This window comes from uncultured Litoreibacter sp. (assembly GCF_947487515.1).
In the GTDB taxonomy this organism is placed as follows: Bacteria; Pseudomonadota; Alphaproteobacteria; order Rhodobacterales; family Rhodobacteraceae; genus Litoreibacter.
Window position 1 is genome coordinate 662,494 of the sequence record NZ_CANKWO010000002.1, and the last position, 13,688, is coordinate 676,181.

At 53.8% G+C, this 13,688-nt stretch carries 12 protein-coding genes; 3 read left to right on the top strand and 9 right to left on the bottom strand.

All coding sequences use genetic code 11. The features are described from left to right. From Q0746_RS08895 to cysQ, 8 genes are all read right to left on the bottom strand, one after another. Nucleotides 1-1,695 (bottom strand): beta-1,6-N-acetylglucosaminyltransferase, encoded by a 1,695-nt coding sequence (locus tag Q0746_RS08895; protein ID WP_298259344.1) that lies wholly within the window; start codon nt 1,693-1,695, stop codon nt 1-3. After that, complete coding sequence (locus Q0746_RS08900) at nt 1,692-2,702, bottom strand: glycosyltransferase family 2 protein (RefSeq protein WP_298259346.1); 1,011 nt, start codon at nt 2,700-2,702, stop codon at nt 1,692-1,694. The genes Q0746_RS08895 and Q0746_RS08900 overlap by 4 nt, the downstream gene beginning before the upstream one ends. Nucleotides 2,703-2,727: 25 nt before the next feature. After that, complete coding sequence (locus Q0746_RS08905; RefSeq protein ID WP_298259348.1) at nt 2,728-3,984, bottom strand: glycosyltransferase family 1 protein; 1,257 nt, start codon at nt 3,982-3,984, stop codon at nt 2,728-2,730. Beyond that, complete coding sequence (gene galE, locus Q0746_RS08910; RefSeq protein WP_298259350.1) at nt 3,944-4,927, bottom strand: UDP-glucose 4-epimerase GalE; 984 nt, start codon at nt 4,925-4,927, stop codon at nt 3,944-3,946. The genes Q0746_RS08905 and galE overlap by 41 nt, the downstream gene beginning before the upstream one ends. Nucleotides 4,928-4,942: 15 nt before the next feature. Next, complete coding sequence (galU, locus tag Q0746_RS08915) at nt 4,943-5,836, bottom strand: UTP--glucose-1-phosphate uridylyltransferase GalU (RefSeq protein ID WP_298259352.1); 894 nt, start codon at nt 5,834-5,836, stop codon at nt 4,943-4,945. A gap of 116 nt (nt 5,837-5,952) precedes the next feature. After that, nucleotides 5,953-7,161, bottom strand: coding sequence for a glycosyltransferase (locus Q0746_RS08920; protein ID WP_298259354.1), 1,209 nt, complete (start codon nt 7,159-7,161; stop codon nt 5,953-5,955). Further along, complete coding sequence (locus tag Q0746_RS08925) at nt 7,158-7,958, bottom strand: manno-octulosonate cytidylyltransferase (RefSeq protein WP_298259356.1); 801 nt, start codon at nt 7,956-7,958, stop codon at nt 7,158-7,160. Before Q0746_RS08925 ends, Q0746_RS08920 begins: the two co-directional genes overlap by 4 nt. Continuing rightward, on the bottom strand, nt 7,958-8,755 hold the full coding sequence (cysQ, locus tag Q0746_RS08930) for a 3'(2'),5'-bisphosphate nucleotidase CysQ (RefSeq protein WP_298259358.1): 798 nt from the start codon (nt 8,753-8,755) through the stop codon (nt 7,958-7,960). The genes Q0746_RS08925 and cysQ overlap by 1 nt, the downstream gene beginning before the upstream one ends. A gap of 127 nt (nt 8,756-8,882) precedes the next feature. Here cysQ and Q0746_RS08935 point away from each other — a divergent pair, with 127 nt between their 5' ends. Next, nucleotides 8,883-9,704 (top strand): ABC transporter permease, encoded by an 822-nt coding sequence (locus tag Q0746_RS08935; protein ID WP_298259360.1) that lies wholly within the window; start codon nt 8,883-8,885, stop codon nt 9,702-9,704. Here the strand turns inward: Q0746_RS08935 and Q0746_RS08940 are convergent. Then, nucleotides 9,701-10,339 carry an alpha-ketoglutarate-dependent dioxygenase AlkB gene (locus tag Q0746_RS08940; protein ID WP_298259362.1) on the bottom strand — a complete coding sequence of 213 codons (639 nt, stop codon included), beginning with the start codon at nt 10,337-10,339 and terminating at the stop codon, nt 9,701-9,703. The genes Q0746_RS08935 and Q0746_RS08940 overlap by 4 nt on opposite strands. 194 nt (nt 10,340-10,533) lie before the next feature. On the opposite strand from Q0746_RS08940, the gene dnaK reads away from it, so the two are divergent. Next, nucleotides 10,534-12,450: a molecular chaperone DnaK gene (gene dnaK, locus Q0746_RS08945; RefSeq protein ID WP_298259364.1), complete on the top strand. Its 1,917-nt coding sequence runs from the start codon at nt 10,534-10,536 to the stop codon at nt 12,448-12,450. An 89-nt stretch (nt 12,451-12,539) separates the two neighbouring features. Beyond that, nucleotides 12,540-13,685, top strand: coding sequence for a molecular chaperone DnaJ (gene dnaJ, locus Q0746_RS08950; protein WP_298259365.1), 1,146 nt, complete (start codon nt 12,540-12,542; stop codon nt 13,683-13,685). The last annotated feature ends 3 nt before the right edge of the window (nt 13,686-13,688 follow it).

Genomic DNA, 13,688 nt, shown 5'->3' on the forward strand with positions numbered 1-13,688 from the left:
CTACTTCACCAAATACGGGCGACCGCCCTGAGGTTTCTCATTACTGTCTAATGTCACGGGAAAATCACCCATCAAATGCGGGCTCATACCTTGGTTTTTCAGGTTCTGTAGAAACTGCCCGAAGCCGGATAAATCCCTCATGATCGGAACTTCAGATAGTCTACGCTGGCCCAGTCCGCCAATCTCATCAAGGATCGCTTGGAGGTTTTCCATGGGGTTTTCGATGAACTCGGCAAGGCTCCAGATGCGGACGCGTGCCTTCGTTTTCCCAAGTCTCAACAACTCCAGATGTGCGGCCTCAGTGCGTTGCAAATGCGCGGCCACCTTCCGCAAATCGGCGAAGTTTTGGTTCGAATGAAACAACGGGATCGCCCATGCCCCCGAGATGACGGATATCTGAGCATTCTGATCCGTTGCCAAATACTTCGAAACCGCTTGATCATCGGACGGCCCAAACTGAAAGCACTGATGCTCGCCACGAGTATTCCAGATCAAGTTGGTCAAAAACCCCTGAGGGTTGTATTCACGTAACGCTGCGCTGTCACAAAGCGCCCCATTGTAAACTTTGTCACCCCCAGCGAAATTTACCCTGTCAGGTGCAAATAGATTGCCATGGACGCGGTTCCCCGTTCTGCGCGCAATCCAGCCCTCAAAGTCCTCAAACAGATCGGTAAAACCTTCAAAAACAGAATATCGCCCGCTGGTCTTTCCATTTTCCCAGCCGTCATTGGGAAAACGCCCTTGCATATATAGCCCTGCGCGACCACGCGTCCGGCGTTCTGTTGCACGGCTAAACAGGCGGTCGATCTTAAGCGGATTGGGTTCTGCCATAACAAGCGCACGGGAAGCTGGTGCCAGAAACTCCCTATAGAGACGTTCTGCTCGTGGCCAAATTTTCCGCGCTACAAAGCAATCGGAGCGGCGCAAAAGCTGCAGGTGATCGTCATAGAAGACATGCGGTTTTCCCTGAAAGTCGAATTTCGACAGCGTCAAAGAGCGGCTCTCGATTTGGGTCGAATACATCCGCGCGAGACTTTGGAAGTAGCTTTCGTCAGGAATCCATACCCGCTTGAAGTAGCGATCAAACTCGGCGCGGCGCGGGTCTTGCAAGATCGCAGACAACGTCTGTCTGGTCAGGCACCACCATTGAGAGCCCAAGTGCGGCGTCAGCCCTTCGGGAATGGTCCGAGTCATTTTCAGCCGTCGCTGCAGATCAACATAGCCGTCAAACAATCTGCGTTGTCGTTTCCACGAAAACGGGAACCGCAGCGTAAAGCGCTCTTGATCCAGACCACCCACCGTCCAGTCAACTTCGTCGGTAGTAACAGACTCGATAAAATCCGTTCGCGGGCGTTCATTCAGATAGGTTTGAATTTCCTCGACCGGCCGCAACGGCATGCATGAACCGCTGGAAAGATAAACGTGATGCACGTCAGGAAAGGCCTCAAGCATCTGTTCGCAGGCGGATTGAGTGGCCCCGACAATAGACCAGTTGCCCCATTCACATGCGTGCCGCTCCGAAAACTGAACATTTTCCAGATCAGCCAGCTTGTTTCGCAGGAACTCGAAGTTCGGATCATCCACACGTTTGTCGACATGAATAACGACAGGTTTTCCGTGCTCGGACCAATGGCGCGCAACTTGGGCTGCTCTGTCCAGTGCGTCATGCACCAACATTACGAAGCCGACGGTCATGCCCAGTTCCCTTTAGACATTAGCCCCAGAATTTCCAGTTGGCGCCAGTTGATGTATTTCTCGGACCACTTGCACCACAGGTCGGGGTCTTCGGACAGCCCGCTGTGGTAGGCCTTGTATTCGTGACTATTGGCAAAATGTTCCTTGCGTTGCAGCTCTTCGGCGGATTTGTCTCCGAAGGTATCAAGGAACTTCGCATGAAGCAGGCAGCCAGACGTCTTTTCGCCGCCCCATTCATCATACACCAAATTCAGGCCCCGCGGCAAAAGCATATGCGACGAGCTGACATAGGCATAACTCCGATCCCAACGCACCAAAGGAACCTTGTTCAGCGCCGGTGCGCGCTCGGGGTTGTCGGCAAAGAACGCGCGCGCCCTCGGGCCACCCTGAATCCAAAGGTTGCCGTATTTGTCGTTCTTCTTGATGGAGTAATTGCCGCTGTCAAACCAATGCAGGTGCTCGAAAGGGTCAGCGCCCGTCTCGTATCGCACGGAGTCAATCGGGCCCTTGGGATACATGTCCAACAGAATCGTCCCAAAAGATTTCACCGAAGACGCATCCAGCCAATCAGTCAGCGCCTTGATCGGGCGGGTGTCGCAGAACGGGTAGACAAAGAATTCATCCACATCGAGAACCAACGTCCAATGTCCGTGCCCGTATTTGCGCAGCAACCAGTTGATCCAATCAACCCCAAAGCGCGATCGCTTATAGCTTGCGTTGGAGGCGAACAACGTCACGTCGGGCTGGCTGGCCAGATATTCAGCAGTGCCATCATCTGACCCATTGTCGACGAATATGAAGTGATCAACCCCAAGATCGCGGTAGTACTTCAGGAAGTATGGCAGGCGCACGGCTTCATTTCGAAGGGTTCCGAAAACAATGATGTCAGAATTTCCGATTTGCGCAGTTCGGTCCTTTACGGACACAAGTTCGCGCCGCTTGCGGACAGCCCGCCAACGCCAACGCTTTCGCTCCATGCGAAGTTCATATGATCTGCGGACACCCATGTTGTGTCACCTCTGATCACGCTAGTTAAAACAGCTTTGTCACCGCCGCGTTAACGGCTTGGAAATGCTCCGACCATTTCGGAATCCTTGGTGTCTTGGCCTTGTTCGCGTGAATGAGGTCTTTATGCCTCTGCTTTGCCTGCTCAACTATTGTTTTTTTCCAAAGGTATATGTCTTGCAGGTCTGCGTAAACGGGGTAGTCGCTTAAGACCTCATGGTGAATGGCAAGATCGCCACAGATTACCGGAACCCCCAATTGTGCCGCTTCGATAGAGGGGAACCCGAACCCTTCGGCAAATGACGGATACAACAAGCCATGCGACCCCGCGAGCAGGCGGCGCAAGCCAACGTCATCCAAATCATTTTGCTCTCGCAACCACGGAGTTCCACGCAAACCGTCCAGTCTTTTGAACAGCTCTTCATTGTTCCAACCTCGGCGACCGACGAGATGCAAATTCGGTAACTCCGCAGGCGACATTTCTGCTTCCAGCTGGGACCAGATATCCAACAAGAACGCATGGTTCTTGCGAGGCTCTATCGTACCGATCGATACGAAATAGGGTCTATTATTGCCCGAATTGGGGATTTTTTCAGATACGGACTCCACACCCAGCAATGAAGAAACGCTATTGATTTGGCGCCCCCAGCGCTCGAAGTAATGTTTTGCCCGCTGTTGTGTATCCGCTGAGTTCGTAATGATCAGATCGCTTTTCGCAGCAACCAATTTCATTTTTCGCTCAAAGCTCTGCACGGTGCCGTCGCGTTGAAACTCCGGCCAATCCAGCGGAATCATATCATGGATCAGGACCACGACCTTCAACCCAAGACCGCGAAAACCGTTGAGTGTGGCTTCGGTCAGGTTTGAATGACCGGTGTTCAAATAGACACCATTTTGCATCGGAATATCCGGCAGTGAGGTCTTTCCAGACCGCGCAATCGCCAGTCTTCGAAGGTCAGATTCCGCAGCACCCCGCGCCTTTGGTGTTTTGAAGCCCAGTTTTGCACGAAGATCTCTTGAGCCCCAAGGTTGCAGCCCCAGCAGTCTTTCGCGAAATTGAATTGCCCCTTTTCGGTCTAGCAAGACATACCCATCTGCCGTTCTCGCAAGGCAAAAAACGGGTGTTCTATCCTGACCAAGGCACCAGTTCAGATAGGCAAACTCTACCCGATCCACCCCCGTCATTGGCCCCAGACCAACGCGCGACACAAGTCGCGTGATGTCTAGAACAACGGGGAAATCCCTACTTGTCGTAATGTCCGGATTGGTGCCAGCGCCAAGCATCAGTGATCATTGCCTCCAGAGTTGAACGGGTCGGTGTCCAGCCAAGTTCTGACACAGCCCGATCACTTCCCGAAACCAATTTTGTGCAATCTCCAGCGCGGCGGTCACCTTCAATGATCGGAACATGCTTATTGGTCACTCTGCCCGAGTGGCTTATCACTTCGCGCACGGAAAACCCGCTGCCTGTTCCAAGATTGAAAACTGCCGGCTCCTTACCATCCAAAAGCCATTCCAACCCTTTGACATGCGCCTCAACCAGATCGACGACATGCACGTAGTCACGAATACATGTGCCGTCTGGCGTGTCGTAATCCGTGCCGAACACAGTCAAAGAGTCGCGTTTCCCCTCTATTGCATCAAGCATCAGGGGAATGAGATGTGTTTCAGGTTGGTGAAATTCGCCCACTTGCCCGTCGGGATCGGCACCAGCGACGTTAAAGTACCGAAAAATGACGTGCTTCAACCCGTGGCTCAGCTCAAAGTTGCGCAACATATCTTCGACTGCACGTTTTGATGCTCCATAGGCGTTAATGGGCATCTGTGCTGTGTCTTCGGTAAGCGTCACCCCGTCTTGATCGCCATAAGTTGCGCATGTTGAGGAAAACACAAAGTTTTTGCACCCCGCATTCGTAGCGGCTTCAATCAAGTTGAGAGAGCCACCTACGTTGTTGCGCCAATATAGACCAGGGTCGGAGACAGATTCACCTACTTGGCTCAGTGCGGCAAAATGCATAACGGCAACGGGCTTATATTCTTGGAACACTTCCTCAAGCCGCGCACGATCCAACAGGTCGCCCTGCGCAAACGGGCCAAATTTCACCGCATCCTGCCAGCCGGTGCAAAGGTTATCGAAGGTAACTGGCGTAAATCCCGACGCAGCCAACACCTTACAGGCGTGCGAGCCGATGTAGCCCGCACCGCCAGTAACCAGCACATTTGTCATAAGCTTTTTCCCTAGCTACTGTGCCGCGTTGCGCGTAGCGCTGAGGTCATCCAGATAGGCGGACAATTCGTCATGAAGCTCTGCACGAGCAAGTCCAAACGCAACTGTTGCCTGAAGATAACCAGCCTTAGACCCGCAATCAAATCGTTGACCGCGGAAGCGATAGCCATAGACATCGCGGTCTTCTTCAATTTCTTTCGCAATGGCGTCAGTCAGCTGAATTTCACCGCCCGCACCCTGCTTTAGTTTGTTGAGATTGTTCAAAACCTTAGGTGTTAGAATATAGCGCCCAATCACGGCCAAGTTCGAAGGGGCCTCATCGATAGCGGGCTTCTCGACCATGCCCTGCACTGACACCATCGACCCCATATCTTCCTTCACGTCCAAGACGCCATAAGAAGACGCCTTTTCTTGCGGCACTTCCATCGCGGCAACCATGCAGCCGCCCGTTTCGCTATAGGCTTCTACCATCTGCTGAAGGCACGGCTTTTCCGCCGCGATTACGTCATCTGGCAAGATGACTGCAAAGGGCTCGTTCCCGATCAAGCGGCGCGCGCACCAGACAGCATGGCCCAAGCCCAGCGCCTTGTGTTGACGAATATAGGCAATTGCGCCGCTATCCATATTGGTACTTTTGAGCGTGGAAAGCAGCTCTTTCTTGCCCTTCTTGCGCAAAGAACTTTCCAGTTCTGGCGCGTGGTCAAAGTAATCTTCCAATGCGCCTTTGCCGCGAGATGTCACAAAGATAAATTCCTTGATGCCCGCCGCACGTGCTTCATCAATGGCGTATTGAATGAGCGGCCTATCAACCAAGGTCATAATTTCTTTGGGAATTGATTTCGTTGCTGGAAGAAACCTTGTGCCCAATCCAGCTACTGGAAAGACCGCTTTGGTGACTTTGCGCTTCATATGGTGTGCCTCGTTCGTTTTATTTACAATTTACGCAAACTTCATTTGGTTTACTACACAGTGACCGACATCTCTGACTAAACTGTGACCAAATGGCTAAACAATGCCAGTTGGCCCTATCTTGTCCTTGAGAGGTCAGCTTGTTCGACCTTTACGCGTGTTGCACATCGATACCACGTCCAAATCGGATCGGAGCGGGTACTCTTGCCAAATATTCCCCCCGTCTGAACCCAAAACCCGTCGGAATGGAACCAGCGGTGATGAAACAGGGTAGTCGGGCTGAGGATTATTGCTGTGCAGGGGGTTCCAGCCTTCGCAATTTCCTTCGCTTGCGCATAAACCTTGCGCCGCGAAATCCAGCGGCCTGTAACAAACTGATGCTCAGCCACCCCAGAGGTGTCCAAATACTGCAGAAACTTTGATTGCTTCTGAGCAGCGGAATTGCGCCCGTGATCTCGCAAGGAACCCTCTGCGATTCCCGCCTCTAGATCCGACCGAAGAAATTCCACATCTTCTGCCTTTATCAGCCCACGCGCCAAGGCCGCATCCAGCCGCGCCCATTGCTCTGCTCGAACGCTGTCTAATTCGCTTTGGGGTCGGTCATATTTTTTGATGAAATATGCGTGGCTCGCCCCGATTTCGAACAGGGATTTTGGTCGCCGGTCACGCCCACGCATGGAAGATGCGGCATAGCCGTGCTGCACTTCTGCAAGAGGCACGATGGCAGTTGAATATCCAGCTTGGTTGATGCGGATGTTTAGATCCGTTTCATCTAGATAGAATTTGTAGCTTTCGTCAAACCCACCCAGCGCCCGCAATGCGTCGATCCGAAATGCGCAGTTGGTGCCTTGCGTTTTGATCGCCCGTTTGGGGTCTGCGGCAAAGACGGTTGTCTGGTCGACGGCGATTGCATGGGATGTGCCATCAAGGCCAACCTCTTCCGCACGCCATTGAAAGCTGATGCCATTTCGCCCCCGAACGAAACCACCGGATGCCCCTATGTTAGGGTCGCGAAATGGTGCGGTGAGCCGGTTCAGCCAAGTCGGTTCCGCAATCGCATCATCATCGATAAAGGCGACAATCTCACCGGCCGCCAAAGCCACACCTTGGTTACGCGCTTTGGAGATATTCGCCTCGGCGCACACCGCAGATTTAACCCGCTCGATCGGGATCAAATCGGGTAGTTTGGCCGCAGTTATCTCATCCGTGACGACGATAAGTTCAAATTTTCGATGCGTTTGAAAATCAAGTGCCCGAATACAATTGCGCAGCTCCTTTGGTCGGTTGCGGCTGACAATCACCACACTGACCAAAGGTGGCATCATGGATGCCCCATCTCGGAAAGCATCGTTTCCAACCGAGGAACGTCCTCCGGGTTGTTCAACTCCCAAAACTGGCGACCTCTGGCCTCCACTTCAACGCAAAGGACTTTACGACTGTTTTCAAGGAACCGAAGCTGCTCAAGGCCTTCCAGTTTTTCCAAAGGACCCACCGGCCAAGAAGCGTATGATCGCAATGCCTCGGGCCGGTACGCGTAGACACCAACATGGTGAAAAACGGGTGTTTCGGCCAAGTTAGAGTATACTTCAGACGTAAAAGGGATGACTTCCTTAGAGAAATACAATGCTGACATATCCTCAGCGAACACCGCAGTCGTGCCCCCGACACGACCATTTTTGCGATCCTCAAGAAAGCCGTTCAAAGCCCGCCCATCGCATCTTAGAACCGGTGTCGCACAGGCCGCATCCGGCGCGGCGCGTAGGCCCGCAATCAAGTCTTCAACAAACCACGCGGGGGTCAACGGCGCGTCCCCCTGAAGGTTCACCACAATTTCCGGTTCCTGCCCCAACGCTGGCAACGCGTCCGCGCAGCGTTCGGTTCCGTTAAAGCAATCTGAGGACGTCATTACGACCTCAGCACCAAAAGCTTCGGACGCCGCTTTGATCCGGTCATCATCCGTGGCAACCACCACGCGATCCACGCCAGAAACTGATTTAGCTGCATTCCAAGACCGCTCGATCAGGCTACGCGCCTCGCCGGTAGCCCCTCTTAGCTCAACAAGGGGCTTCCCCGGATACCGAGTGGAAGCATAGCGCGCGGGAATGACGATGGTGACTGTCATCAGGCGGACTTCAATTCAACGCCAGGAGCGTATGCGATAAAGAATGGATTTTCGTAAATCGGCTTTCCGTAGGTCAACGGCTTGTGGTCATCGAAGCGAACAACCGCCCCGCCTGCGCCATTCAACACGGCATGGCCTGCGGCAGTGTCCCACTCCATCGTGCGACCCAAACGCGGATAAAGATCCGCCTCACCGGCGGCCACCAAGCAAAACTTCAATGAAGACCCTGCGCCGGTCATATCCGTCGTCTTATACTTGGAAATATAGTCGTCTGTTGCTTGATCTCGGTGAGACTTAGACGCCACCACCACCAAAGAGTCGTTGTCGGGGGATTTCACGCGTATCGGCTTTGTTAGACCCTGTTTAAAGCGATCAAACGGACCTTGTTCTTCCACCGTGGTGCCTGATTCATCGGTATAAAACATCCGGTTTTTGGCAGGGGCGTAGACCACCCCGCGCACAGGCGTGCCATTTTCGACATAGGCGATATTGACGGTAAAATCACCTCGGCGCTTGATGAATTCTTTGGTGCCATCCAGCGGATCAACAATGATGAAATTCGCCGCATTTGCCGCGTGGGTATCCGCCTGCTCTTCTGTGACCAACAGCACATCTGGAAAGGCGGCGCGAATGCCCGCTGAAATCAGCGCATCTGCGGCCTCATCGGCGGCGGTCACGGGGCTGTCGTCGGACTTGGCGCGCACATCGAAGTCATCTGCGTCGTAGATTTCCATGATCTTGTCGCCCGCTTCCAGCGCTAGTTCACGAAACACCGTTGCCATCTTGTTATAGTCCACAGCTGCTCTCCTGCCGTATAATTGATTTCACTCTTTAGCCTTCTTATGCTTGCTTGATAACGGATCGGCAAGTTTTCTGGCGTTTAAAGACCAGCGCACCGGCCCTGAAGCAATGCAGGTTTGCAAGATGTTCAAAACCGAAGAACGCAATACGCACTTTCGTTCAGCCATTGGGCTGGCCGAGCTGATTTACGTCAGCACAGTTCGTCACGTCCGCAAATCGCACCGCAACGCCGTTATCGGCTTGGCGATGAACATGATGACGACGATTATCATGGTGGCCGCGTTCTACTTGATGTTTTCGGTATTGGGCCTGCGAGGCAGCGCCATTCGCGGGGATTTCATCTTGTACCTGCTGTCTGGCATCTTTTTGTTCCTCACGCATACCAAAGCTGTTGGTGCGATCATGGGGTCGGAAGGGCCGACCTCGGCGATGATGAAGCACGCCCCTATGAACACAGCAATCGCGATTACATCTTCCGCGCTGTCGAGCTTGTATATTCAGACGCTGTCAGCTGTGCTGATCTTGTTTCTGGTCCATGTTGCTTGGCGCCCTGTCGAATTCTTTGACCCCATCGGAACAATAGGCATGTTCCTTCTGTCTTGGTTTTCTGGCGTGGCTGTCGGGATGGTCTTCTTGGCCATCAAGCCGTGGTTTCCCGGCTTTGCGTCGATCGCATCAACCGTCTACAGCCGCGCCAATATGGTCGCCTCAGGCAAAATGTTCGTAGCAAACAGCATGCCTTCCTCGATGCTGGCCTTCTTTGACTGGAACCCGTTGTTTCATTGCATCGATCAGGCGCGCGGATATGCGTTCATCAACTATAACCCGCATTTTAGCTCGATCAGCTATCCCCTAATCGTGTCGGTCACTTTGATCATGCTGGGGTTAATGGGCGAATTCAAAGCCCGTCGTCACGCATCCATCAGTTGGAGCGCTGGTCGCTAAACCACCACTCTTAGGGTCAGATTTATTCGCCCCCCTTTCGGAAGCAATACGGACGTTCCCGCCTTCACGCGATCAACCCCGTGATACGCCAATCGCGCATCACCCCCCATGACGACGACATCGCCTGACCGAAGCCAAAGGCTTTCGGTTTTTCCGCCACGTGTGGTGTTCCCAATGCGAAACAATGCGTCGTCACCCAAAGAGATCGAAACCACCGGCCATGAAAAATCTGCCTCGTCGCGGTCTTGGTGCATCCCCATCCGGGCGTGATCGTCATAGTAATTTATCAAGCAGCTATCGGGATCCCGATCCTGCGGGCCAACCGCGCGCCAGACCTCCATCACCACATCGGGAATTGCGGGCCACGCCATCCCGCGGGGATGCGCTTCTTGGTATCGGTAACCGGACTGATCCGACACCCATCCCAGCCGACCGGCGGAGGTAATGCGAACAGACATTTCGCGCCCGTTGCTCGTGGTCGGCACAAAAAGCGGCGCGGCGGCGACAACACGGCGCAGATCATCAAGCAGCTCTTGCTGCTTTTCGACTCCCAGAAAACCTTCAAAAACATCAACGCCCCGAACCACTAAATCTGGTGCAATTCTTCCCGAATTGTCCCTGATTTTCTTATCCATACTCATTTCCACCGTCTTTCTAACGATTTTGAGAGATTCCAACCCCCCAGCGCCTTGCAGCACCTAAATGCCAGCCTTATATACGCTTCGAATTCCGATGGGGCTACGCCCTCGGTTCAAATTTGGGATCGGAGTACAGGGGCCAGCTTGGGCCTGTCCTCCTCAACATCGCCGCGAAGAAAGGACCTACGCTCATGGCAAAAGTCATCGGTATCGACCTTGGTACAACCAACTCTTGCATCGCCATCATGGATGGCTCTCAACCCCGCGTTATCGAAAACGCTGAGGGTGCGCGCACCACACCCTCTATTGTCGCCTTCACAGACGACGAGCGTCTGGTCGGTCAAGCCGCCAAACGGCAGGCAGTTACAAACCCTGACAACACAATTTTTGGCGTAAAGCGCCTGATCGGGCGCCGTGCTGACGACAAGCACATCGCCAAGGACAAGAAGAACCTGCCCTTCGACGTGGTCGACGGCGGCAACGGTGACGCTTGGGTGGCCGCAAGGGGTGACAAATACAGCCCCGCGCAGATCTCTGCGTTCATTTTGCAAAAGATGAAAGAGACCGCTGAAAGCTACCTGAACGAAGAAGTGACACAGGCGGTTATCACTGTTCCTGCGTATTTCAACGACGCCCAACGCCAAGCAACCAAAGACGCCGGCAAGATCGCTGGCCTCGAAGTGCTGCGCATCATCAACGAGCCGACAGCAGCTGCGCTGGCTTACGGTCTCGACAAAAAAGAAACCCAGACTATCGCGGTTTATGACCTTGGTGGTGGTACATTCGACGTAACCATTCTGGAAATCGACGACGGCCTGTTTGAAGTTAAATCCACCAACGGTGATACGTTCCTTGGCGGTGAAGACTTCGACATGCGCATCGTGTCTTACTTGGCCGACGAGTTCAAAAAAGAGAACGGCGTTGACCTGACCAAAGACAAGATGGCGCTGCAGCGTTTGAAAGAAGCCGCAGAGAAAGCCAAGATCGAGCTGTCCTCGTCCCAACAAACAGAGATCAACCAACCGTTTATCTCGATGGACCCTAAAGGCGGCCAGCCACTGCACATGGTCATGAAGCTGACGCGTGCGAAGCTGGAAAGCCTTGTTGCTGACCTAATCAAAGCGTCGATCAAACCTTGCCAAGCCGCGTTGAAAGATGCGGGCCTGTCCACTTCCGACGTTGACGAAGTCGTCTTGGTCGGCGGTATGACCCGTATGCCAAAGGTTATCGAAGAGGTTTCCAAATTCTTCGGCCGTGAAGCCAACAAAGGCGTGAATCCTGATGAAGTGGTCGCCATGGGCGCCGCCATTCAGGCTGGCGTTTTGCAAGGTGACGTGAAGGACGTTGTTCTTCTTGACGTGACACCGCTGTCCTTGGGTATTGAAACCCTTGGTGGTGTGTTCACACGCCTGATCGATCGCAACACAACGATCCCGACCAAGAAGTCGCAAATCTTCTCCACTGCGGAAGACAACCAAAACGCTGTGACGTTGCGGGTGTTCCAAGGGGAGCGCGAAATGGCTGCGGACAACAAGGTCCTTGGTCAGTTCAACCTTGAAGACATCCCACCAGCGCCGCGCGGACTGCCGCAGATCGAGGTGACCTTCGACATCGACGCCAACGGCATCGTTGAAGTTGGCGCCAAAGACAAAGGCACCGGCAAAGAGCAAAAGATCACGATCCAAGCCTCTGGCGGCCTGTCTGATGATGACATCGAGCAAATGGTCAAAGATGCGGAAGCTAATGCTGACGCAGATGCGGAGCGCCGCGAACTGGTTGAATCCACCAACCAAGCGGAAAGCCTGATCCACAGCACCAACAAGTCGCTGGAAGAACATGGCGACAAAGTTGACGCATCCACCGTTGAAGTCATCGAGTTGGCCCTAAAAGCCCTCGAAGAAACAATGGAAACTGAAGACGCTGGCAAGATCAAAGCCGGCATTCAGAATTTGACAGACGCGGCAATGAAGTTGGGCGAAGCGATCTACAAGTCGCAGCAAGACGAAGCTGCTGCCGCTGAGCCAACCGAAGAGCCTGATGAAATGCGCGGCGTTGATGAAGATATCGTGGACGCGGATTTCGAAGATCTGGACAACAAACGCGACTAATGTCGCCCAAGTCCTGAAATCAAAGACCGGTCCGAAACTTACGGGCCGGTCTGCATGTTTCAGGGATCGAGTTTTGAAAAGGTTGATCCATGGCAAAACGTGATTACTACGAAGTTCTCGGAGCAGAGCGCGGTGCATCTGCCGACGAGCTGAAAAAAGCCTATCGCAAAAAGGCCAAGGAGCTGCACCCCGATCGCAACTCCGACAATCCCAATGCGGAATCCCAGTTCAAAGAAGCCAATGAAGCTTACGAAGTCCTAAAGGATGCCGACAAGAAGGCAGCCTATGACCGCTATGGTCACGCCGCCTTTGAAGGTGGAATGGGGGGTCGCGGCCAACATCCAGGCGGCGGCAATGGCGATTTCTCGTCTGCTTTCTCGGATGTATTCGAAGATTTGTTTGGTGACTTCATGGGCGGTGGCGGACAGCGCGGCGGGCGGCAACGCGCGACACGTGGCTCCGATCTGCGCTACAATCTGCGCATCTCGCTGGAGAACGCTTTTGCCGGCATGCAAAAGGCAATCACAGTGCCGACCTCCACATCCTGCGAAGGATGTGATGGCACTGGTGCGGAAGGTGGCGCGGAACCACAAACCTGCCCGACGTGCTCCGGCATGGGTAAAGTTCGTGCGCAACAAGGCTTCTTCACCGTAGAGCGGACCTGCCCGACATGTTCCGGCATCGGTCAGATTATCAAGAACCCTTGCCGCACCTGCAACGGCTCCGGACGCGAGGAAAAAGAGCGCTCCCTAAGCGTTAACATCCCCGCAGGCGTTGAAACTGGCACGCGCATTCGCCTCGCAGGCGAAGGGGAAGCCGGACTACGCGGTGGCCCGTCAGGGGATTTGTACATCTTCATTGAAGTCGCAGAGCACGATCTGTTCCAACGAGACGGCGTCGATCTGTACTGTCAGGTTCCAGTAGCCATGACGACCGCCGCCATTGGCGGAGATGTGGAAGTCCCGACCATCGACGGTGGGCGGTCGCGCGTCAAAGTGCCTGCCGGAAGTCAGTCTGGCCGTCAAATGCGCCTGCGCGCCAAGGGCATGCCAGCACTACGTGGTGCGGGAACCGGTGACATGTTCATCGAGCTCGCGGTCGAGACCCCAGTGAATCTAACCAGCAAGCAGAAAGAACTGCTGCGAGAGTTTGAAAAGCTAAGCGAGGAAAACAACCCCTTGCTCAACAGCTTTTTCTCAAAGGTTAAATCCTTCTGGGCCGACATGAAAAACTAAACA